At 67.9% G+C, this 20,615-nt stretch carries 20 protein-coding genes; 17 read left to right on the top strand and 3 right to left on the bottom strand.

What is annotated here, in order from left to right; all coding sequences use genetic code 11:
• Positions 1–77 precede the first annotated feature (77 nt).
• Genes AC3A5Z_RS13600 through AC3A5Z_RS13570 form a run of 7 tightly spaced genes read left to right on the top strand, consistent with a single transcriptional unit; the run spans position 78 to position 8,173 of the window.
• Positions 78–1,955 carry a TRAP transporter large permease gene (locus AC3A5Z_RS13600; protein WP_487519880.1) on the top strand — a complete coding sequence of 626 codons (1,878 nt, stop codon included), beginning with the start codon at positions 78–80 and terminating at the stop codon, positions 1,953–1,955.
• A gap of 22 nt (positions 1,956–1,977) precedes the next feature.
• On the top strand, positions 1,978–2,994 hold the full coding sequence (locus tag AC3A5Z_RS13595; protein ID WP_487519879.1) for a TRAP transporter substrate-binding protein: 1,017 nt from the start codon (positions 1,978–1,980) through the stop codon (positions 2,992–2,994).
• Positions 2,995–3,004: 10 nt separating this feature from the next.
• Positions 3,005–3,817 (top strand): IclR family transcriptional regulator, encoded by an 813-nt coding sequence (locus AC3A5Z_RS13590; RefSeq protein ID WP_487519878.1) that lies wholly within the window; start codon positions 3,005–3,007, stop codon positions 3,815–3,817.
• Positions 3,818–3,829: 12 nt separating this feature from the next.
• The gene (locus AC3A5Z_RS13585) at positions 3,830–4,999 is read left to right on the top strand and encodes an acetyl-CoA acetyltransferase (RefSeq protein ID WP_487519877.1); all 1,170 of its coding nucleotides are present in this window, start codon (positions 3,830–3,832) and stop codon (positions 4,997–4,999) included.
• Positions 4,996–6,603: an acyl-CoA synthetase gene (locus AC3A5Z_RS13580; RefSeq protein ID WP_487519876.1), complete on the top strand. Its 1,608-nt coding sequence runs from the start codon at positions 4,996–4,998 to the stop codon at positions 6,601–6,603. The genes AC3A5Z_RS13585 and AC3A5Z_RS13580 overlap by 4 nt, the downstream gene beginning before the upstream one ends.
• Positions 6,600–7,418 (top strand): PPC domain-containing DNA-binding protein, encoded by an 819-nt coding sequence (locus tag AC3A5Z_RS13575; protein ID WP_487519875.1) that lies wholly within the window; start codon positions 6,600–6,602, stop codon positions 7,416–7,418. Before AC3A5Z_RS13580 ends, AC3A5Z_RS13575 begins: the two co-directional genes overlap by 4 nt.
• A complete protein-coding gene (locus AC3A5Z_RS13570; RefSeq protein WP_487519874.1) occupies positions 7,415–8,173 on the top strand; it encodes an SDR family NAD(P)-dependent oxidoreductase in 759 nt (252 codons plus the stop codon). Before AC3A5Z_RS13575 ends, AC3A5Z_RS13570 begins: the two co-directional genes overlap by 4 nt.
• Positions 8,174–8,183: 10 nt before the next feature.
• Here the strand turns inward: AC3A5Z_RS13570 and AC3A5Z_RS13565 are convergent, their stop codons facing one another.
• A complete protein-coding gene (locus AC3A5Z_RS13565; RefSeq protein ID WP_487519873.1) occupies positions 8,184–8,420 on the bottom strand; it encodes a hypothetical protein in 237 nt (78 codons plus the stop codon).
• Between the two features lie 118 nt (positions 8,421–8,538).
• Between AC3A5Z_RS13565 and AC3A5Z_RS13560 the strand changes: the two genes are divergently transcribed.
• The 6 genes from AC3A5Z_RS13560 (at position 8,539) to AC3A5Z_RS13535 (ending at position 15,243) form a co-directional block, all read left to right on the top strand.
• Positions 8,539–8,772 carry a hypothetical protein gene (locus tag AC3A5Z_RS13560; protein ID WP_487519872.1) on the top strand — a complete coding sequence of 78 codons (234 nt, stop codon included), beginning with the start codon at positions 8,539–8,541 and terminating at the stop codon, positions 8,770–8,772.
• Positions 8,769–9,749, top strand: a complete 981-nt coding sequence (locus AC3A5Z_RS13555; protein ID WP_487519871.1) for a sensor domain-containing diguanylate cyclase — start codon at positions 8,769–8,771, stop codon at positions 9,747–9,749. The genes AC3A5Z_RS13560 and AC3A5Z_RS13555 overlap by 4 nt, the downstream gene beginning before the upstream one ends.
• A 174-nt stretch (positions 9,750–9,923) precedes the next feature.
• Positions 9,924–11,513: a peptide ABC transporter substrate-binding protein gene (locus AC3A5Z_RS13550; RefSeq protein ID WP_487519870.1), complete on the top strand. Its 1,590-nt coding sequence runs from the start codon at positions 9,924–9,926 to the stop codon at positions 11,511–11,513.
• A 51-nt stretch (positions 11,514–11,564) separates the two neighbouring features.
• Entirely contained in the window at positions 11,565–12,488 is a 924-nt protein-coding gene (oppB, locus tag AC3A5Z_RS13545; protein WP_136791848.1) for an oligopeptide ABC transporter permease OppB, read from the top strand.
• 9 nt (positions 12,489–12,497) lie between these two features.
• Positions 12,498–13,619, top strand: coding sequence for an ABC transporter permease subunit (locus AC3A5Z_RS13540; protein ID WP_136791847.1), 1,122 nt, complete (start codon positions 12,498–12,500; stop codon positions 13,617–13,619).
• A gap of 1 nt (position 13,620) precedes the next feature.
• Positions 13,621–15,243, top strand: coding sequence for an ABC transporter ATP-binding protein (locus AC3A5Z_RS13535; protein ID WP_487519869.1), 1,623 nt, complete (start codon positions 13,621–13,623; stop codon positions 15,241–15,243).
• A 3-nt stretch (positions 15,244–15,246) separates the two neighbouring features.
• On the opposite strand, the gene AC3A5Z_RS13530 is transcribed toward AC3A5Z_RS13535, so the two are convergent.
• Positions 15,247–16,329, bottom strand: coding sequence for an AbrB family transcriptional regulator (locus tag AC3A5Z_RS13530; protein ID WP_487519868.1), 1,083 nt, complete (start codon positions 16,327–16,329; stop codon positions 15,247–15,249).
• A 253-nt stretch (positions 16,330–16,582) separates the two neighbouring features.
• Between AC3A5Z_RS13530 and AC3A5Z_RS13525 the strand changes: the two genes are divergently transcribed.
• Positions 16,583–17,539, top strand: coding sequence for a cyclase family protein (locus AC3A5Z_RS13525; RefSeq protein ID WP_487519867.1), 957 nt, complete (start codon positions 16,583–16,585; stop codon positions 17,537–17,539).
• A 181-nt stretch (positions 17,540–17,720) separates the two neighbouring features.
• Here the strand turns inward: AC3A5Z_RS13525 and AC3A5Z_RS13520 are convergent, their stop codons facing one another.
• Entirely contained in the window at positions 17,721–18,905 is a 1,185-nt protein-coding gene (locus tag AC3A5Z_RS13520) for an FAD binding domain-containing protein (protein WP_487519866.1), read from the bottom strand.
• An 80-nt stretch (positions 18,906–18,985) separates the two neighbouring features.
• Between AC3A5Z_RS13520 and AC3A5Z_RS13515 the strand changes: the two genes are divergently transcribed.
• The 3 genes from AC3A5Z_RS13515 (at position 18,986) to AC3A5Z_RS13505 (ending at position 20,613) form a co-directional block, all read left to right on the top strand.
• Complete coding sequence (locus AC3A5Z_RS13515; protein ID WP_487519865.1) at positions 18,986–19,369, top strand: cupin domain-containing protein; 384 nt, start codon at positions 18,986–18,988, stop codon at positions 19,367–19,369.
• Between the two features lie 31 nt (positions 19,370–19,400).
• Positions 19,401–19,835, top strand: coding sequence for a GlcG/HbpS family heme-binding protein (locus AC3A5Z_RS13510; protein ID WP_487519864.1), 435 nt, complete (start codon positions 19,401–19,403; stop codon positions 19,833–19,835).
• A gap of 64 nt (positions 19,836–19,899) precedes the next feature.
• Positions 19,900–20,613 (top strand): TetR/AcrR family transcriptional regulator, encoded by a 714-nt coding sequence (locus tag AC3A5Z_RS13505; protein WP_487519863.1) that lies wholly within the window; start codon positions 19,900–19,902, stop codon positions 20,611–20,613.
• The last annotated feature ends 2 nt before the right edge of the window (positions 20,614–20,615 follow it).

Genomic DNA, 20,615 nt, shown 5'->3' with positions numbered 1-20,615 from the left:
CGCAGCAAAGGGATCGTCCACATGGTGGAACGGTGCCGCGGGGTTGGGAGGCTCCGGCTGGCAGAGGGAGGGAATGCATGCAGTTGACTGACGCCCAGTCGGAGGCCGAGCTGGCGCTTGGCGGGATCGAGGCTCTGACCGAGCCGAAGCGCGCCGAGAGCTGGATGCGCCCGGTGGAGCTCGTGGCTGCCGCCCTCCTGCTCCTGATGATCGTCATGGTGCTGGCCAATGTCTTCTTCCGCTACGTCCTCGCCCAGCCGCTGATCTGGGGCGACGAGGTCGCCTCGCTCAGCTTCATCTGGATGGCGATGCTCGGCGCGGCGCTGGCGGTGGACCGGCACGAGCACATGAAGCTCACCATCTTCCTGCCGCTGATGCCCCCCGCCGTCGCCCGCGCCGCCGAGATCGCCGGGCAGGTGCTCGTCTGCCTGCTTCTCCTGCGCCTGCTGCCGGTGGCCGTCGAATATGCCTATGAGGAATCCTACGTCACCTCGCCCGCCCTCGGCCTGCCGATGACATGGCGCGCCTCGGCGCTGCCGGTCGGCATGGGGCTGATGGCGGTGCTGATGGTGCTTTCGGTCGTCCGCACCCGCGCCTGGGGCGTCATCGCCGCCACGCTGCTGATCACCGCCGCCGTCGTGGCGCTGCTGTGGTTCGCCCGGCCGTCCATGCTTGCCCTGGGCAACTGGAACCTGCCGCTCTACCTCGGCCTTTTCGTCGCGCTCCTGCTCGCCATTGGTGTGCCCATCGCCTTCTGCTTCGCGCTCGGCACGCTGGCCTACATGACCTTCGCCACCAACGCCCCAGTCTTCGTGATGATCGGCCGGATCGACGAGGGCATGTCCTCGATCATCCTGCTGTCGGTGCCGGTCTTCGTGCTTCTGGGCTGCATCCTCGACGCCACCGGCATGGGCCGGGCCATCGTGATGTTCCTCGCCTCGATGCTGCAGCATGTGAAGGCGGGGATGAGCTATGTGCTTCTCGGCTCGATGTTCCTCGTCTCCGGCATCTCCGGCTCCAAGGTCTCCGACATGGCGACCGTGGCCCCGGCGCTCTTCCCCGAGATGAAGCGGCGCGGCCATTCGCCCGCCGAGATGACCGCGCTTCTGGCGACCGGCGCTGCCATGGCCGACACCGTGCCGCCCTCCATCGTGCTGATCGTGCTGGGCTCCGTCGCCGGCGTCTCCATCGCCGGGCTCTTCACCTCGGGCTTCGCCATCGCCATGGTGCTGCTCGTGGTGCTCGCGCTCCTCGCCCGCTGGAAGGCCCGGCACGAGATCATGGCCGGCGTGCGCCGCGCCAGCTTCCGCGACGTCGTCAAGGCGCTGGTCATCGCCGCCCCGGCGCTGGTGCTGCCCTTCATGATCCGCAGCCTCGTCGGCGGCGGCGTCGCCACCGCAACCGAGGTCTCCACCATCGCGGTGGTCTATGCCTTCGTCATCGGCATCGTGCTCTACGGCGGCATCCCGAAGAAGAAGCTCCTGCCGATGCTGGTCGAGACCGCCGCCATGTCCGGCGCGATCCTGCTGATCCTCGGCGCCGCCTCGTCGATGGCCTGGGCGCTGACCCAATCCGGCTTCGCGCGCGATCTCATGGCCTTCGTCATCGCGCTGCCCGGCGGCTGGGGCGTGTTCATGCTCGCCTCCATCGCGATCTTCCTCGTGCTCGGCTGCGTGCTCGAAGGCCTGCCCGCCATCGTGCTCCTGGCGCCGATCATGTTCCCCATCGCGCGCGGGCTCGGGATCAACGACATCCACTATGCCATGGTCATCGTCACCGCGATGAACATCGGGCTGATGGCCCCGCCCATCGGCATCGGCTTCTACATCGCCTGCAAGATCGCCAAGGTGCCCGCCGACGCGGTGATGGCCAGGATCTGGCCCTATCTGCTGGCCCTGCTGATCGGTCTCGGCGTCATCGCCGCCGTGCCGTGGTTCTCGACCGCATTGCTTTGAAAACCCTGAGGAGGAGGAACTCATGAGCATCACCCGCCGCTCGATCTTGCTGGGCGCAACCGCAGGCGTCCTTGCCGCGCCGTTCATCCGGCCCGCTGGCGCGCAGTCCGCCGAATTCACCTACAAGCTGGCCAACAACCAGCCGCTGACCCACCCGAGCAACATCCGCGGCGCCGAGGCCGTGGCCGCGATCCTCGAGGAATCCGGCGGTCGCGTCGACATCCAGATCTTCCCCTCCAACCAGCTCGGCGCCGATACCGACGTGCTGGGCCAGCTGCGCGCCGGCGGGGTGGAGTTCTTCCTGCTCTCGCCGGTGATCCTGTCGACGCTGGTGCCCAATGCCTCGATCAACGGCATCGGCTTTGCCTTCCCGGACTACGACGCGGTCTGGAAGGCGATGGACGGCGAGCTGGGCGCCTATGCCCGCGGCCAGATCGAGGATGCCGGCCTCGTGGTGATGGACAAGATCTGGGACAACGGCTTCCGCCAGACGACCACCTCGACGAAGCCCATCGTGACGCCCGCCGATCTCGAAGGCTTCAAGATCCGCGTCCCGGTCTCGCCGCTCTGGACCTCGATGTTCACCGCCTTCGGCTCGGCCCCCACCTCGATCAACTTCGCCGAGGTCTATTCCGCGCTGCAGACCGGCGTCGTCGACGGGCAGGAGAACCCGCTGTCGATCATGAAGGTCGCCAAGCTCTGGGAAGTGCAGAAATACTGCTCGATGACCAACCACATGTGGGATGGCTTCTGGCTCTTGGGCAACCGCCGCGCCTGGGCGGCGCTGCCGGAGGATCTGCAGGAGATCGTCTCGAAGCACTTCAACGGCTCCGCCGACAAGCAGCGCGCCGACGTCATGGCGCTGAACACCTCGCTGCGCGGCGAACTGGAGGCCGAGGGCTTCGTCTTCAACGATGTCGATCCGGCGCCCTTCGAGGCCAAGCTGCGCGAGGCCGGCTTCTACGCCGAGTGGAAGAAGACCTATGGCGACGAGGCCTGGGCGATCCTCGAAAGCGCCATCGGGCGCACCCTGGCCTGAGGCGCGCGCCGTGACCCTGTCGATGCCAAGCCCTCTGCCTCTCGACGCCCCCTCGGGGGCGGCGGGATCGCAGTCGGTGCAGCGCGCGCTGTCGCTCCTGTCGCTGGTCGGCAGGGGCGGCAGCGCCGGTCTGGGTCTGGCGCAACTGACCGCCGCGGCGGGGCTGACGCGCCCCACCGTGCGGCGGCTGCTGGTCGCGCTGGGAACGGCGCGGCTGGTCGAGCAGGACGCGGTGACGCGGCGCTATCACCTCGGCCCCGAGGCCTATCTGCTGGCAAGCTTCGCCGCCCCCCGCCACGGCATCCTCTCGCATGCCGCCGACAGCCTGAAGCGCCTCGCCGCCGAGACCGGCGACACGGCCTTTCTCTCGGTGCAGCAGGACGATCATGTGCTCTGCCTCGCGCATGAGGAGGGCAGCTTCCCGATCCGCACCCATGCGCTGAAGGCCGGCGACCGCAACCCGATCGGGCTCGGTGCCGGGGGGCTCGCGCTTCTCGCGGCGATGCCCGAAGCCGAGGCCGAGGCGCTGCTGCAGCGCATCGCCGCCCTGCCGCTGAAACCCGCGCTGCAGGATCTGCGCGCCGATGTCGCCCGCGCCCGCTCTCTGGGCCATGCGGTGAACCCCGGGCGGGTGGTGCAGGGCTCCTGGGGCATCGGCGTCGCGCTGCGCTGGCCCGATGGCCATCCCGCCGCCGCGCTTTCCGTCGCCGCCATCGAGGACCGCATGGGCCCCGACCGCCAGCCTGCGCTGGTGGCGCTCCTGCACCGCGAGGCCGCCCGCGTCGAGGCGCGGCTCGCCCGACATTTCGCCCCCTCTGACTGACAGGAGACCCTCATGTCCGAAGCACTGATCGTTGGCTGGGCCCATAGCAAGTTCGGCAAGGCCGAAGCGCCCGACACCACCGCCCTGATGGCCGAAGTGGCCCGCCCCGCGCTCGACCATGCCGGCATCCCGCCCGAGGCGGTCGACGGCATCTTCGTCGGCGTCTACAACAACGGCTTCTCGCGGCAGGATTTCCAAGGCGCCCTCGTCGCCATGGGCACGCCGGAGCTGGCGGGCATCCCCTTCCTGCGCACCGAGAACGCCTGCGCCACCGGCTCGGCGGCGCTCTATGCGGCGGCGGATTTCATCGCCTCTGGCCGGGGCCGCATCGCGCTGGTGATCGGCGCCGAGAAGATGACCGTGACGCCGATGGAGGAGGTGGGCAACATCCTGCTCTCCGCCAGCCATGTGCCGGAAGAGGCCGCCATCGACGGCGGCTTCGCCGGGGTCTTCGGCCAGATCGCCAACAGCTATTTCCAGCGCCACGGCGACCGCTCGGAAGAGATGGCAATGATCGCGGCAAAGAACCACGCCAATGGCATGCGCAACCCTCTGGCCCATATGCAGAAGGATTTCGGCTTCGACTTCTGCAACCGTCCTTCCGAGAAGAACCCGCTGGTCGCCGGCCCCCTGCGCCGCACCGACTGCTCGCTGGTCTCCGACGGCGCGGCGGCCATCGTGCTGGCCGATGCCGAGACGGCGGCGGGGCTGGCGCGGGCGCTGCGCTTCCGGGCGCGGGCGCAGGCGGGCGACATCCTCGCCCTGTCGCGCCGCGACCCTATCGCCTTCGATGGCGCGCGGCGGGCCTGGGCTCAGGCGCTGGCGCAGGCGGGGGTGGCGATCACTGATCTCGATCTGGTGGAGACACATGACTGCTTCACCGTGGCCGAGATGATCGAATACGAGGCGATGGGCCTCGCCGCTCCCGGCGAAGGCTGGAAAGTGGCACGCGACGGCACCACCCGGCGCGATGGGGCGCTGCCGGTGAACTTGTCAGGCGGGTTGAAGTCTCGCGGCCACCCCATTGGCGCGACAGGGGTTTCCCAGCATGTGATGGTGGCGATGCAGCTGATGGGCGAGGCGGGCGAGATGCAGAAGCCCGGCGCTGAACTGGGGGGCGTGTTCAACATGGGCGGCGCGGCAGTGGCCAATTACTGCTCGATCCTGGAGCGGGTCAGATGAGCGATCCCAAGGGCGGCGTCGCCCCGGTCTCGACCCGGGTGATGAACCTCGCCACGCTCCTGACCCAAAGCGCCCGGCGCGACCCCGAGGGCATCGCGCTGGTGATGGGAGAGGCGCGCTGGACCTGGGCCGACTTCGAGGCGCGCACCGACGCGCTGGCCGCGGCGCTGCAGCAGCGCTTCGGGGTGCAGAAGGGCGACCGGGTGATGTGCCAGTCCCAGAACTGCCTCGAGATGCTGCAGGCGATGTTCGCCGTCTGGCGCGTCGGCGCGGTCTGGGTGCCCGCCAACTTTCGCCAGACGCCGGAGGAGGTAGTTTATCTCACCCGGTCCTCCGGCGCCTCGCTGATGCTCTGCAACGCGGCCTTCCCCGACCATGCCGCCGCCTGCGCTGCGGGCTGCGACGGGCTGCAGCTCCTGTCCTTCGGCACCGCCGACTTGGGCCCCTCGGTCGAGGATCTGACTGCCACCCATGCCGGGCAGAAGCCGCAGGTTGCGGCTGTCCAGCGCGATGATCCCTGCTGGTTCTTCTTTACCTCCGGCACCACCGGACGGCCCAAGGCCTCGGTGCTGACCCATGGCCAGATGGCCTTCGTGGTGACGAACCATCTGGCCGATCTGATGCCCGGCCTCACCTCCGCCGACGCCTCGCTGGTGGTGGCGCCGCTGTCGCATGGCGCGGGGGTGCATCAGCTGACCCAGATCGCGCGCGGGGTGAAGACGGTGCTTCTGCCCACAGACCGCTTCGACGTGCCGACCGCCTGGGCGCTGGTGAAGGAGTGGCGGGTCTCCACCATGTTCACCGTGCCGACGATCCTGAAGCTGCTGGTGGAGCATCCTTCGACCGCCGAAGCCGATACTTCCTCGCTGCGCTACGTGATCTACGCCGGTGCGCCGATGTACCGCGTGGATCAGCAGAAGGCGCTTCAGGTGCTGGGACCAGTCCTCGTGCAATATTTCGGCTTGGGCGAATGTACCGGCAATATCACGGTCTTGCCGAACGATCTTCATGTGATGGATGATGGTCCGCTGGCCCGCGTCGGCACCTGCGGCCACGCCCGGACCGGGATCGAGATCCAGATCCAGGACGATGCCGGGCAGGAAGTCGCGCCGGGCCAGACCGGCGAGATCTGCGTCATCGGCCCGGCGGTCTTTGCCGGCTATTACGACAACCCCGAGGCCAATGCGAAGGCCTTCCGCGACGGCTGGTTCCGCACCGGCGACCTTGGCCATATGGATGAGGCGGGCTTCCTCTACATCACCGGGCGGCAGTCCGACATGTTCATCTCGGGCGGCTCCAACGTTTATCCGCGCGAGATCGAGGAGAAGATCCTGACCCACCCGGCGATCAGCGAGGTCGCCGTGCTGGGCATGCCCGACCCGCTCTGGGGCGAGGTCGGCTGGGCGGTCTGTGTTCCGGCGCCGGGAGCGGCTGTGACCGAGGCGGAGCTGACGGCGCATCTCGAGGGCAAGCTTGCCCGCTACAAGATGCCCAAGCGCGTGGTGCTCTGGGAGGCGCTGCCGAAATCGGCATATGGCAAGATCACCAAGAAGATGATCCGCGACGAGCTCACCGCTCGCGGCCTCGCCGGAGAGCCCGCATGATCCATCCCGGACCCCGCGCGCCCGAACGGGCAGTGGCGCGGCGCACAGTGCTGCGCCCGCTGCGCGGCGTGCTGTCCAAGGGGCAGAGCGTGATGAAGGCAGTGGGCGAGCTTTTCGCCGCAAACGATTGCAAGGGCGGCGTTATCGCGCTCGACGGCGTCACCTGCGATCCGCTGCGTTTCGTCCTGCCCGCGCTCTCCACCGACGGGCTGCATGCGGCTTGGTATTCCGACACCCATGCCCCGGAGGGCCGCGTCGCCATCAGCCGCGCCACGGCCATCGTCGGCTGGCGCGACGGCGCGCCCTTCCTGCATTGCCACGGGCTCTGGACCCCCGGCGGCGTGACGCAAATGGGCCACCTCTTGCCCTTCGACTCGGTGATGGCCGAAGACGCCGAGGTCACCGGCCTCGGCAGCCCCGATTGCTGGTTCGAAAGCCTGCCCGATCCCGAGACCGCCTTCACCCTCTTCACGCCCGAGGGCGGCGGCACCGGCCCGGCGCTCCTCGCCCGCATCCTGCCCGGCGAGGATTGCGTGACCGCCATCGAAGCGCTCTGCGCCGCCCATGGCATCACCGAAGCCGCGATCCACGGTGTCGGCAGCATCGACCATATCCGCTTCATCGAGGGCCATCGGATAGACTGCCTCGCCACCGAGCTGCGCTTCGACGGCGCCGTGCTGCGCGACGGCATCGCCACGCTCGGCATCGAGGTGGTGGATATCCACGGCGCCATTGCCAGAGGCGCCCTGACGCGCGGCGACAACCGCGTCGGCGTCACGCTTGAACTCGTCATCGAACCCAAGGACATCACATGACCAAAGTCGCCCTCGTCACCGGAGCCTGCCGCGGCATCGGCCTCGCCGCCACCGAACTGTTCCTCGAGCAGGGCTGGCGGGTCGTCATGGTGGACCGCGACACCGAGGAACTGCACAGCGCCGCCGGAAAGCTGGAGAACGTGCTGGCGGTCGAGGCCGATGTCTCGATCCCCGGGGATGTCGACCGCATGGTGGCAGAGGCGCTGGCGGGCTTCGGCCGGATCGATGCGCTGGTGAACAACGCCGGCGTGGCGCTGTTCTCGCGCGTCGGCCAGACCAGCTTCGAGGGTTGGCGCGAGGTGATGGCGACCAATCTCGACGGCGTCTTCCTCTGCACCCAGGCCGCGACCGAGGCTCTGGCCGAGACCCGCGGCGCCATCGTCAACATCGCCTCGATCTCGGGCCTGCGCGCCTCGACGCTGCGGGTGGCCTATGGCACCTCGAAGGCGGCGGTGATTCACATGACCAAGCAATATGCGGTCGAACTGGGCGAGCGCGGCATCCGGGTGAACTGCGTGGCGCCGGGGCCGGTGAAGACCAAGCTCGCCATGGCCGTGCATGCGCCCGAGATCATCTCGGCCTATTATGACGCCATCCCGCTGAACCGCTACGGCGAGGCGCGCGAACTGGCCGAGGCCATCGTCTTTCTCTGCTCCGACAAGGCGAGCTTCGTCACCGGGCAGACGCTGGCGGTGGACGGCGGTTTCGACGCGGCGGGGGTCGGCCTGCCGGCGCTACGGCGCGCCAACCAGTAGGCCGCGCCGCTCACATCCCCAGGAATCGCAGGATGGCGCCGCCATGGGTCAGCCCGGCCCAGGCGCCGCCCCCGGCGATCAACAGCGTCAGCGGCCGCGCCAGCGCCGCTGCCGTGAAGACGAAGCGCAGCACCACCCACAGGCTGCCGACCAGCGAGGAGACCAGCAGAAGCAGGATCGCGGCGGGCATGAAAAGCTCGGTCAGCATGGTCTCGATGGGCTCCGGAACGAGGCGCGCGCCCTGCATGGGCCAAAGCCCGTGCCGCGTCAAACGACGCTGCCGTGAACGCTGCGGCAAGGTGATGTTGCGTCACCCGGCTGCAACCTGAGCTTGAACGGCAAGGCGTATCGCGTATACGTCGGCGATGGCGAAGAATGATCACGATGAGATCCTTGAACGGCTCCGGGGCAGGTTGGGCAGCGTGCCCGAGCCGCTGTTGCCGCTGATCGAACGGCATCAGGAAAATCTGAGCCTGCTGGTGGAGACGCTTCGCAACGCAGGGCATCCTCAGGATGTCGTGCGCGCGTCGGTGCACGATCTGCTGGTTGCTTACGAGGTGGACATTCTGGCGGCATTGGACGGTATGGGGGACGAATGACGCTCATGACAGCACTGCATCTCGACGACGAGGAAGGCCGGCTTGCCGCGCTGCGCCGCTACGAGGTGCTCGACACCGCGCCCGAGGAAGAGTTCGACGCGATCATCCAGCTCATGCTGAACATCTTCAAGGTGGAAGTGGCCGCCATCTCGCTGATCGACCGCGACCGGCAGTGGTTCAAGGCCGCCCGCGGCGTCGGCTCGAGCGAGACGCCGCGCTCGACCGCCTTCTGCGACCATACCATCCGTTCTGCCGATGTCTTCTCGGTCGAGGATGCGATGCGCGACCAGCGCTTCGTCGGCAATCCGCTGGTGACCCCGGCCGACGGGCTGCGCTGCTATCTCGGCGCGCCGCTGACCACGCCCGACGGCTACAACGTCGGCTCGGTCTGCGTCGCGGGCCGTACGCCGCGCCATTTCAGCACCGCCGATCACGAGGTGCTGCGCAGCTTCGCCCGGCTGGTCGTGTCGCAAATGGAGCTGCGCCGGATCGCCAAGCGCGACTCCCTTACCGGCGCACTCAGCCGTCGCGGCTTCGAGGAGGCAGTGGCGCAGAGCTTCCTCGACTTCCACAAGACCGAGAAGCCCGCGAGCATTGCCGTCTTCGATCTCGATCACTTCAAGACGATCAACGACACCTACGGCCATATCGTCGGGGACATCGTGCTGCGCTCGGTGGTCGAGGCCGCGGGCGGGGTGCTGCGCCGGACGGATGTCATCGGACGGATCGGCGGCGAGGAATTCGCGGTGCTGATGCGCGGCACGCCGGTCGAGGCGGCGATGCAGGTGGCCGAACGGCTGCGCGGCGCGATCGAGGCGCTCCGCTTCGCCGAGGAGCCTTCGCTGCAGGTCACGACCAGCATCGGCGTCGCCGCCTGCAAGCCCGACGATTCAGAGCCGCATCTCTGGCTCGACTGCGCCGACAAGGCGCTCTACGCCGCCAAGCAGGCCGGGCGCAACACGGTGGTCCGGGCCTGACGGCGCCCCGCGGAACCGCGGGGCGGCCCGGGGTGTTGCGCCTCTGCCGCGGGCGGGAACCTGCCAGAGCGGACATTCCGTCGCGGAAACGGGTCTACCGGAATTGGCTCTGCCTGCCTAAGCAGGATCTGCATCTTTGCCAAAAACGCATCAACCGCACGGAGGAACCACCCCATGAGTCTTCATCCCTTCCGCACAGGCCTGTGCGCCCTTGCCCTGCTGGCGGGCACCACCACGCTCGCCTCGGCTCAGGTGACGCTGGTGCGCGGCAACGACACCGACCCCGCCACGCTGGACCATCACCTGACCTCGACCGTCGCCGAGTCGCGGATCCTGCACGACCTCTACGAGGGTCTGGTGATCCAGAACGCCAAGGGCGAGGTGGAGCCGGGCGATGCGGAGAGCTGGGAGATCTCGGAAGACGGGCTGACCTATACCTTCAAGCTGCGGCAGGACGCCAAATGGTCGAACGGCGACCCGGTGACCGCGGGCGACTACCTCTTTGCCTTCCGCCGGATCATGACGCCCGCGACCGCGGCAGGCTATGCCAGCATCCTCTTCCCGGTGCTGAACGCCGAGGCGATCACCGCCGGCGAGAAGCAGCCCGATGAGCTGGGCGTGGAAGCGGTGGATGACCACACGCTGAAGATCACCCTCAACGCGCCAACCCCCTATTTCCTCGAGCTGCTGACCCACCAGACCGCGCTGCCACTGCACCAGACGACCGTGGAGGCCGAGGGCGCGAACTTCACCCGTGCCGGCGTCATGGTGACCAACGGTGCCTACATGCTGGAAAGCTTCACCCCGAACGACAAGATCGTCATGGTGAAGAACCCCAATTTCCGCGATGCCGACACGGTGCAGATCGACCGCATCGAATGGACCCCCTTCGAGGACCGCGCCACCTGCCTGCGCCGCTTCGAGGCGGGCGAGGTGCAGATCTGCTCCGACGTGCCGGCCGAGCAGATGAGCTACATGCGGGAGAACCTGCCGACCAACCTGCGCATCGCGCCCTATCTCGGCACCTATTACCTGCCGGTGAAGACCACCAACGAAGGCCCGCTGTCGGACCCGCGTGTGCGTCAGGCGATCTCGATGGTGATCGACCGCGACTTCATCGCCGAGGAAGTCTGGCAGGAGACCATGCTGCCGGCCTATTCGCTGGTGCCGCCGGGCATCGCCAACTACGTGGCCGAGCCGCCGATGCTCGACTATGCCGAGACCGACCTGCTCGACCGCGAGGATCAGGCCAAGGCGTTGCTGGAGGAGGCCGGGGTGGCCGAGGGCAGCCTGACGCTGGACCTGCGCTACAACACCTCCGAGAACAACAAGAACACCATGACGGCCGTGGCCGACATGCTGAAGAACATCGGCATCAACGCCACGCTGAACGAGATGGAAGGCGCCGGCTACTTCAACTACCTGCGCGAGAACGGCCCCTTCGACATGGTCCGCGCCGGCTGGATCGGCGATTACAGCGATCCGCAGAACTTCCTCTACCTCAACCAGTCGGGCGTCTCGTTCAACTACTCCAAGTGGACGAACGAGGAATATGACCGGCTGATGCAGGAGGCCTCGACCACGCTCGACCTCGCGGCGCGGGCTGAAATCCTCGCCGATGCCGAGCGCATCTTCCTCGCCGAGGTGCCCTCGATCCCGATCCTCACCTATTCCTCGCGCGCGCTGGTCGCGGACCGCGTGCAGGGCTGGGAGGACAACCTTCCCGACGTCCACTACACCCGCTGGCTGTCGCTGAGCGAGTGACGCGTTCCGGGGCGGGCTCTCCAGCCCGTCCCGCCGTATGAGGGCCGCTCCATGCTGCGTTATACCCTGCGCCGACTGGCCAGTGCCGTTCCCACGGTGTTCATCATCGTGACGCTCACCTTCTTCATGATCCGCCTTGCCCCCGGTGGCCCGTTCGATCTGGAACGGCCGCTGGACCCGCTGATCATGGCCAACCTGAACCGGGCCTACAATCTCGACGGCTCGCTCTGGTCGCAATACCTCACCTATCTCGGCAATCTGCTTCAGGGCGATCTCGGCCCCAGCTTCACCCGCCGCGACTTCTCGGTGAACGATCTCTTCGCCGCCGGCCTGCCGGTGTCGATCCTGCTCGGCTCGCTGGCGCTGCTGCTCGCCTCGGTGATCGGCGTATTTCTCGGTGCCATCGCGGCGCTGCGGCAGAACACGGCGCTCGATTATACGATCGTCGGCCTCGCCACCTTCGGCATCACCACGCCGAACTTCGTGGTGGCGCCGCTGCTGAGTCTGTTCTTCGGCGTCATGCTGGGCTGGCTGCCCGCGGGTGGCTGGTCGCAGACCGATCCGATCTTCTGGGTGCTGCCGGTCACGACGCTGGCCCTGCCGCAGGTCGCGGTGATCGCCCGTCTGGTGCGCGGTGCGACGATCGAGGCGCTGCGTTCGAACCATGTCCGCACCGCCCGCGCCTATGGCCTGCCGGCCCGCACCGTGGTCATCAAGCACGCCCTGCGCGCGGCGATGCTGCCCGCCGTCTCCTATCTCGGGCCGACGGCGGCGGGGCTGCTGACCGGGTCGGTCGTGGTCGAGACCATCTTCGGCCTGCCGGGCATCGGGCGCTATTTCGTGCAGGGCGCGCTGGGGCGGGACTACACGCTGGTGATGGGAACGGTCGTGGTGATCGCGCTCTTCGTCATCCTGTTCAACCTCGTCGTCGACCTGCTCTACACCTTCCTCGATCCGCGGGTGCGGTATGACTAGGGGGCTCACATGACCGTCACTCCCGATCCGGCAGAGGTCGTGCAGATCTCCGGCCGCTCGCTCTGGCAGGACGCCTGGATCCGGCTGCGGCGCAACCGCGCCGCTGTGGCCTCCGCCGTCGTGCTGATCCTCCTCGGGCTCGTCGGCCTCTTCGGTCCGATGCTCAGCCCGCATGACCATGCGCGGGTCTATCCGCAATTCGTCCGCGTTCCCGCCAGCCTCGAGGCCTATCCCCGCGCCGACGTGGTGCTGCCGAGCTTCGAGCGCGAGATGTCGCGCGCCCGGATCGAGGGCGAGCCGGTGCTGGAGGATGGCAGCGTCACGCTGGCGCTGCAGCAGGACGAGCCGATCGACGAGCGCATCCTGCGCTATTTCCAGCGCTCGGACCTCTTCGTGAACCCTCGGCTCGACCTCGCCCCCGACGGGCTCAGCGGCACGCTGACCGCCGAAGTGGAACAACTGCACTTCTACTTCGGCACCGATGCCGTGGGCCGCGACCTGATGAGCCGGGTGTTCATCGGTGTCCGCATCTCGCTGGCCATCGGGCTTCTCGCCTCCTTCATGGCGCTGGTGCTCGGCGTCTCCTACGGCGCGATCTCGGGCTATCTCGGCGGGCGGGTCGACAACGTGATGATGCGGGTGGTCGACATCCTCTACTCGCTGCCCTTCATCTTCTTCGTGATCCTGCTGGTGGTGTTCTTCGGGCGGAACCTCGTCATCATCTTCATCGCCATCGGCGCGACCGAATGGCTCGACATGGCGCGGATCGTCCGCGGCCAGACGCTGAGCCTGAAGCGGCAGGAGTTCGTGCAGGCCGCCGAGGCTCTGGGCGCCACCAAGGCGGGCATCCTGCGCCGTCACATCATCCCCAACACGCTGGGGCCGGTGGTGGTCTTCGTGACGCTCCTGGTGCCGAAGGCGATCCTGCTCGAGAGCCTTCTGTCCTTCCTCGGCCTCGGCGTGCAGGAGCCGCTGACCTCGCTCGGGCTCTTGATCTCCGAAGGGGCGAACAACATGCGCGGCGCGCCGTGGCTCCTGTTCTTCCCCGCCCTCACGCTGACCGCGATCCTCTTTGCGCTGAACTTCCTCGGCGACGGGTTGCGCGACAGCCTCGACCCCAAGGACCGCTGAGATGGAGCCGATCCTCGACATCAAGGGCCTGCGGGTCACCTTCCAGACCAATGACGGCCCGGTGGAGGCGGTGCGCGGCATCGACCTCAGCGTGAAGCCGGGCGAGACCGTGGCCATCGTCGGCGAGAGCGGTTCGGGCAAGAGCCAGGCCACCATGGCGCTGATGGGGCTGCTTGCCCGCAACGGCAAGGCCACCGGCTCCGCGCTCTACCGCGGGCAGGAGTTGATCGGCATGAGCGAGCGCAAGCTGAACAAGGTGCGCGGCGACAAGATCACCATGATCTTCCAGGAGCCGATGACCTCGCTCGACCCGCTCTACCGCATCGGCGAGCAGCTGGCCGAACCCCTGCGCTTTCACCGCGGCCTCTCGCGCGCCAAGGCACGCCCGCGCATCGTCGAACTCCTGAAGGTCGTCGGCATCCCCGAGCCGGAGCGGCGGATCGACAGCTATCCGCACGAGCTGTCTGGCGGGCAGCGCCAGCGGGTGATGATCGCCATGGCTTTGGCCTGCGACCCCGACATCCTGATCGCCGACGAGCCGACCACCGCGCTCGACGTGACGATCCAGGCGCAGATCCTGACGCTCTTGGCCGATCTGCAGCAGCGGCTCGGCATGGCGATCCTGTTCATCACCCATGACCTCGGCATCGTCCAGCGCTTCGCTGACCGCGTCTATGTCATGCGCCGCGGCGAGGTGGTGGAGACCGGCGCCACCGCCGATCTCTTCGCCGCCCCCGCGCATCCCTACACCAGAATGCTGCTCGACGCCGAGCCGGAGGGCCGCAAGCTGCCGCCGCCCGAGAACGCGCCGGTGCTGCTTGACGGGCGGAATGTCGAGGTGGTGTTCCGCTCCAGCGGCGGCCTCTTCCAGCCCGCGGACGAGCTCCGCGCGGTGGACGGCATCTCGGTCGCGCTGCATCAGGGCCAGACCATCGGCATCGTCGGCGAATCCGGCTCGGGCAAATCCACCCTGGGCCGGGCGCTCTTGCGGCTGCTGCCCTCGGCGGGGGTGATCTCCTACAAGGGGCGCGAGCTGACCAATGACCCGGCGGCGATGCGCCCGATGCGGCGCGAGCTGCAGCTGGTGTTCCAGGACCCCTTCGGCAGCCTCTCGCCGCGCATGACCGTAGGGCGGATCATCACCGAGGGGCTGATGATCCACGAGCCGGCGCTCTCGGCCAGGGAACGCGACGTCCGCGCGGGCGAGGCGCTGGCCGAGGTCGGGCTGGAGCCCGGCATGCGCAACCGCTACCCGCACGAATTCTCCGGCGGTCAGCGCCAGCGCATCGCCATCGCCCGCACGATGATCCTCAAGCCCAAGGTCATCGTGCTCGACGAGCCGACCTCGGCGCTCGACCGCTCGGTGCAGAAGCAGATCGTCGACCTGTTGCGCGACCTGCAGCAGAAGCACGGGCTGTCCTATCTCTTCATCAGCCACGACCTCGCCGTGGTGCGGGCGCTGGCCGACTACATCCTCGTGATGAAGCAGGGCCGGGTGGTGGAGCAGGGCCAGACCGAGGCGATCTTCGACCATCCGGCGCAAGAATATACCCGCACGCTGATGGCCGCCGCGCTGGAGACCACCCGCTTCCGGCAGGAAGACCCCGCGCCGGCGCTGCGCTGAGGCTCAGCCCTCCGGCGGCCTCAGCCGCCGGAGCAGCGCCAGCATCCCCCGCGCCATCGGCGGGCCGAGCAGCACCACCGCGAACAGCCGCACCGTCTGCAGCGTCATGATGAAGGAAATGTCGCTGCCGGTGGACAGCGCGATCAGCGCGATGGAATCGACCGATCCCGGCACCGTCGCCAGCATGGCGCTCATCAGATCCACCCCCGCCACCACCGACAGCAAAGCGCCGGAGCCGGCGCAGAGCACCAGCAGCAACACCCCCGCCACCAGCAGCCACGGCATCGCCCGCGCCCCGGTGCGGATCATGTCGGGGGTAAAGCGCAGCCCGACCTGCGCGCCGAGGAAGAAATAGGCGACCGCCACCAAGAGATAGGGCGGCGCCACGTTGATCCCGTTGATGGTGAGCAGGCTGCCCGCCACCAGCGGCACCAGCGACGCCCCCGCCGGAACGATGGGCGCAAAGCGCGAGACGCCGATGCCGAGCAGGCCCAAGAGCATGGCGACCGAGGTGGAGAGCGCATCGGGCAGCGGCGCGCTCGCATCATGCGGCACCGGAGGGCCGACCAGTGCGGCGCCCACCACAACCATGGTGGCGATCACCATCAGCAGCCGCAGGATCTGGATGAAGGCCACCATCCGGCTGTCGATGCCGCGCTCATGCGCCAGCGCGATCATCGTGCCCGCCATGCCGGGCAGGAAGCCCCAGACCGTCACCTCGCGGTCGAGCCCGGTCAGCCGGGCGGCGACCAGACCGACGGCGCAGGCCAGGGCCAGCGTCAGCACCACGAAGGCCAGCACCACCGGCCAGATCTCCACCGTGCGCCCGACGATGGCCGGATCGAGGTTCAGCGCGATCAGCGTCCCGGCAATGGCCTGCCCCCAGAGATAGGGAGGGCGCGCGACCCGGATCTGCGATCCACGCATCGCCAGCAGCGCGCCGCAGACGATGGGGCCGAGCATCAGCGCCGCCGGCACATGGGCAATGCCGAAGAGTGCGGAGAGACCGGCGCTGCCGCAGACCAAAAGCGCCCACTGGCCGATGTCGCGCCATCGCCCCGGCGGCAGGGCAGGCAAGCTGCTCACACCCTCCGCACCCGGCTGCGCCCCCACCCGGCCCCGCGCCCGAAGCGCGCCGTTTCCTTCATGCAGCTCGTCCTTCAAATCGTTGGGCCGGCACCATAGTTCCCGCCCGCCGCGAAGCCAACCGGCGGGGAAGCACCCGTGGCCACCGCCGCGCTGGCCACCGCCGCGCAGGTGAAGCCCCTGATCGGAAAGCCTTGCACGGCGCCACCCTTTGTAATTATCATACGATAATCTATTTTGGGAGGAGACCACTATGGCGATGACGGTGAACCGGAAGGCGATTTACGAGGCGGCGGAAAAGCTGTCGAACTGGGGCAGGTGGGGCGACGACGACCAGATCGGCACGCTGAACCTCGTCACCGAGCAGGATGTGGCCGACGCGGCCAAGCTGGTCCGTCGCGGCAAGACCTTCGCGCTTGGCCTGCCGCTGGACGAGAAGATCCAGTCCGGCCTGTTCGGCGGCCGCTGGAACCCGATCCACCAGATGCTCGCTACCGGCACCGACGCGGCGGCCGGGGTGCAGGACAAGGGCAAGGCCTACCTCCGCTACGCCGATGACGCGATCAACCTGCCGATGCAATGCTCGACCCAATGGGACGCGCTGGCGCATATCTTTCTCGATGACAAGATGTACAACGGCTACCCGGCGACGCTGGTCGATGTGAACGGCGCGAAGAAGCTGGGGATCGAGCATACCAAGGACCGGATGGTGGGGCGCGGGGTTCTTCTGGACGTGGCGCGCTGGAAGGGAGTCGAGGCGCTCGAGGATGGCTATGCCATCACCAAGGCCGACCTCGACGGCACGGCGGCGGCGCAGGGGGTGGAGATCCGGCGCGGGGACTTCGTGATCGTGCGGACCGGGCAGCAGGAGGCCTGCCTGAAGGCGGGCGACTGGTCGGGTTATGCCGGGGGTGACGCGCCGGGGCTGGCCTTCGAGACGGCCTACTGGATCCGCGAGAAGGATATCGCGGCGATCTGCGCCGATACCTGGGGCTGCGAGGTGCGGCCGAACGAGACGGACGAGGCGAACCAGCCCTGGCATTGGGTGGTGATCCCGGCGATCGGGATCACTATGGGCGAGATCTTCTATGTGAAGGAGTTGGCCGAGGATTGCGCGGCGGATGGGGTCTATGAGTTCTTCTTCTGCGCGCCGCCGATGAACCTGCCGGGGGGCTGCGGTTCGCCGATCAATCCTCAGGCGATCAAGTAAGCAGACTTCCCGGCGTTTTCACGCGTGAAAACGCCGGGAAATCGTTATCTGTCAATAATATACGGTCGCGTGTTAAGATTCTGGTAAAGGTGGGCGCACTGGATTTTCGCAGAAAATCCGTGAGGACGAACTTTCTGCGAAAGTTCGGAAGGTGCCCCTTCGTCATGGCGGGCCGCGGGGCTCAGGGCACCACGGCGGTGTCGCGCAGGATCGTCATCAGATTGGGGTTGTCGCGCCCGCCGCGATTCCGGGCCACATCGCCGTCGAAGATGTAGCGACCGAGCCGCTGGCCGGTGTCGCGCGCCATCAACGCCTCGGGGGTGCGCTCGGCGGAATAGGCCTGCAGCGCCGCCTCCACCGGCATCGCGGCCAGCGCCCGGGCCAGTGCCTCGGCATCGCAGGCGGCCTTGGTCACCCCCATGCCGACATGGGGCCGGGCGACGCAGGCCGCATCCCCGGCGAGGGCGACCCGGCCCACGGCCATGGTCGGCGAATGGTGATCGTAGATCGGCGTGAAGAAGGGCCGTTCGGCCCGGGCGAGGATCTCGAGGAAGGGCGCTGCCAGATGGCGCGTGGCGAACTCCTGCATCCGGGCCAGAACCTCGGGCCGGATCAGCGGCGGCGGGATGGTCACGTCATGGCGATGCCCGGTGGCATCGGTCAGCATATCGGCAAGATCCTCTTGCGGAACGGGGGCATACCAGACGAAGTTGTAGCGGCGGTGCCCGGGGCGGAGATCGTTGCCGGGGCCGGCGATCGGGTAGCCGAGGATCTGCGTGCCGGTGGGCAGGAAGAAGCCGAAATGGCCGAAGACCTGCGCCCGCAGCTCGGGCGACAGTGCCGCCTCGTCGGCCAGCGCGCGCCAGACCACATAGCCGGAATAGGCCGGCTGCACCGAGGGGTGCATCTGACCGCGGACGGCCGAGCGGAATCCGTCGGCCCCGACCAGGAGATCGGCCTCGAGCTCGCCCTCTTCGGTCAGAACCGTGACCTTGTCCCTGCCCTGGCGATAGCCGCTGACAAGCTGGTTCAGCCGGTAGCTGCCCTCGGGGCAGAGCGCGCGCAGCAGCGAATGCACCCGGTCCCAGGAGGTGACGATCTGCGGCGAGGGCAGCCGGGCCACGGCGGCGCCGTCGATGTCGAAGGCGACGCGCTCCTCCACCTGCACGCCCAGATCCTCGATCGAGGCGCCGGTCAGGGCGATGAGCTCGATCAGCCTGTCATGGGTGACGATGCCCGCGCCGCGCCCGGAAAGCTCCACCTTCGAGCGTTCCAGAACCGTCGTCTGCCAGCCGACCCGCCGCAACAGGGCTGCCGCGAACAGACCGCCTATCGAGCCGCCGCTGATGATCGCATGACCCGCCATGATGACCCCCTTGGAATTTGTGACTTGGCCCATTTAATTTATCAGGCTATAAATTAGCAAGCAAAACCGTAGGAGGGCACATGGATCGGCAAGTTGGTGAATGGTCGGAAGACCTTGCAGCGGAATATGCGGCGGCGGCGACGAACGGACGCGTGGGCAGCGAGCTGGTCAGCGAGACCGAAACCTTCCGCGTCTGGCTGATTCGGCTCGAGCCGGGCGAGCGGCTGGCGTTCCATACCCATGTGCTCGACTATTTCTGGGTGGCGACCACGCCGGGCCGCGCGCTGTCGCGCCATGGCGCGGGCAAGGTGGCGGAGATGGATTATACCGTGGGGCTGACCCGGCACATGCGCTTCGAGCGGGGCGAGAGCATGACGCATGATCTGGAGAACACCGGCGATACGGTGCTCTGCTTCACCACGGTCGAAGACAAGCGCTGCGCCAATGCGCCGCTGGTGCTCTGAGATGGCATCGACAACAGGGGAGGAGAACCCGATGGAACTGACACTGGAGATTGCCGACCGGATCGCCGAGGCCACGCTGGCCGCCGGACGCGACCGGGGGGCGCAGCCGCTGACCGTGGCCGTGCTGGATGCGGGCGGGCATGTGGTGGTGATGAAGCGCGCCGATGGCAGCGGCATCCTGCGCTGCGAGATCGCCTTCGGCAAGGCCTGGGGGGCCCTGGGCATGGGCCTGCCGAGCCGGGTGCTGTTCGAGCGCGCGGCGGCGGCGCCGAACTTCTTCACCGCGCTGGCCTCGGCCTCGGGCGGGCGGATGGTCCCGAACCCGGGCGGGGTGCTTCTGCGCCGCGAGGACGGGCGGATCGTCGGTGCCGTGGGGGTCAGCGGCGATCTGCCGGATGTGGACGAGGACTGCGCGCTCGAGGCGATCTCGGGCAGCGGCCTCGTCGGCGACGCCGGCCGAGGCTGATCCCTTGCCCGTCTGGGAGAATGGGGTTATCGGACGATCATTCATCCCAGACGGCACAGGCAAGATGACCGAACAGGCCCCCAAACCCCGCCCGGCGCGGATGCCGCCGGAAGAGCGCAAGCGCGAGCTACTGGAGAAGGCGATCTCGTTCTTTTCGGAAGAGGGGTTCGACGGCGGCACCCGGGTGCTGGCCCGGCAGATCGGCATCACCCAGCCGCTGATCTACCGCTACTTCCCGTCGAAGGAAGACCTGATCAACGAGGTCTATCACGAGGTCTATCTGTCGCAATGGCGCGACGCATGGGCCGAGGGGCTGACCGACCGCAGCCGCCCGCTGACCGAGCGGCTGCTGGACTTCTACGAAAGCTACACGGCGATCTTCGACCGCGCCTGGCTGAGGATCTTCTTCTTCGCCGCGCTGAAGGGGCTCGACATCCACACCCGCTATCTCAACCTGGTGATCGACCGGCTGCTGGTGCCGGTCTGTCTGGAGATGCGGGCGGAGCTGGGGGTGGAGAGCGCGATGCCGGTGACCGAGGCCGAGCTCGATCTGGTGTGGATGATGCATGGCTCGGTGTTCTACCAGGGCATCCGCGAGCATATCTACCAGCTGCCGCGCACCATCGACCGCGAACGCTCCTACCGGCTGGCGGTGGCGACCTATGTCGCGCTGACGCGGGAGATGCTGCCCGCGGTGGTGGCCGCCGCCGAAGCCGAGAAGGACGCCGGGCGCGAGGTCGCCTTCGACGCCCTCGCCCGGCTGCAGCTGCCGCTCTAGGC

Source organism: Cereibacter sp. Soil_C_27 (genome assembly GCF_057657095.1).
The sequence above is the reverse complement of the archived record's forward strand: the minus strand, read 5'-3'. Positions and strand labels throughout refer to the sequence as shown.

Excerpts from the sequence above, each read along its gene's own strand:
- AC3A5Z_RS13565 (WP_487519873.1), bottom strand. The coding sequence starts at position 8,420 with ATGCAGGGCGCGCGCCTCGTTCCGGAGCCCATCGAGACCATGCTGACC.
- AC3A5Z_RS13510 (WP_487519864.1), top strand. The coding sequence starts at position 19,401 with ATGGAACTGACACTGGAGATTGCCGACCGGATCGCCGAGGCCACGCTG.
- AC3A5Z_RS13550 (WP_487519870.1), top strand. The coding sequence starts at position 9,924 with ATGAGTCTTCATCCCTTCCGCACAGGCCTGTGCGCCCTTGCCCTGCTG.
- AC3A5Z_RS13505 (WP_487519863.1), top strand. The coding sequence starts at position 19,900 with ATGACCGAACAGGCCCCCAAACCCCGCCCGGCGCGGATGCCGCCGGAA.
- AC3A5Z_RS13520 (WP_487519866.1), bottom strand. The coding sequence starts at position 18,905 with ATGGCGGGTCATGCGATCATCAGCGGCGGCTCGATAGGCGGTCTGTTC.
- AC3A5Z_RS13575 (WP_487519875.1), top strand. The coding sequence starts at position 6,600 with ATGATCCATCCCGGACCCCGCGCGCCCGAACGGGCAGTGGCGCGGCGC.
- AC3A5Z_RS13535 (WP_487519869.1), top strand. The coding sequence starts at position 13,621 with ATGGAGCCGATCCTCGACATCAAGGGCCTGCGGGTCACCTTCCAGACC.
- oppB (WP_136791848.1), top strand. The coding sequence starts at position 11,565 with ATGCTGCGTTATACCCTGCGCCGACTGGCCAGTGCCGTTCCCACGGTG.
- AC3A5Z_RS13525 (WP_487519867.1), top strand. The coding sequence starts at position 16,583 with ATGGCGATGACGGTGAACCGGAAGGCGATTTACGAGGCGGCGGAAAAG.
- AC3A5Z_RS13595 (WP_487519879.1), top strand. The coding sequence starts at position 1,978 with ATGAGCATCACCCGCCGCTCGATCTTGCTGGGCGCAACCGCAGGCGTC.
- AC3A5Z_RS13585 (WP_487519877.1), top strand. The coding sequence starts at position 3,830 with ATGTCCGAAGCACTGATCGTTGGCTGGGCCCATAGCAAGTTCGGCAAG.
- AC3A5Z_RS13540 (WP_136791847.1), top strand. The coding sequence starts at position 12,498 with ATGACCGTCACTCCCGATCCGGCAGAGGTCGTGCAGATCTCCGGCCGC.
- AC3A5Z_RS13570 (WP_487519874.1), top strand. The coding sequence starts at position 7,415 with ATGACCAAAGTCGCCCTCGTCACCGGAGCCTGCCGCGGCATCGGCCTC.
- AC3A5Z_RS13600 (WP_487519880.1), top strand. The coding sequence starts at position 78 with ATGCAGTTGACTGACGCCCAGTCGGAGGCCGAGCTGGCGCTTGGCGGG.
- AC3A5Z_RS13560 (WP_487519872.1), top strand. The coding sequence starts at position 8,539 with ATGGCGAAGAATGATCACGATGAGATCCTTGAACGGCTCCGGGGCAGG.
- AC3A5Z_RS13555 (WP_487519871.1), top strand. The coding sequence starts at position 8,769 with ATGACGCTCATGACAGCACTGCATCTCGACGACGAGGAAGGCCGGCTT.
- AC3A5Z_RS13580 (WP_487519876.1), top strand. The coding sequence starts at position 4,996 with ATGAGCGATCCCAAGGGCGGCGTCGCCCCGGTCTCGACCCGGGTGATG.
- AC3A5Z_RS13515 (WP_487519865.1), top strand. The coding sequence starts at position 18,986 with ATGGATCGGCAAGTTGGTGAATGGTCGGAAGACCTTGCAGCGGAATAT.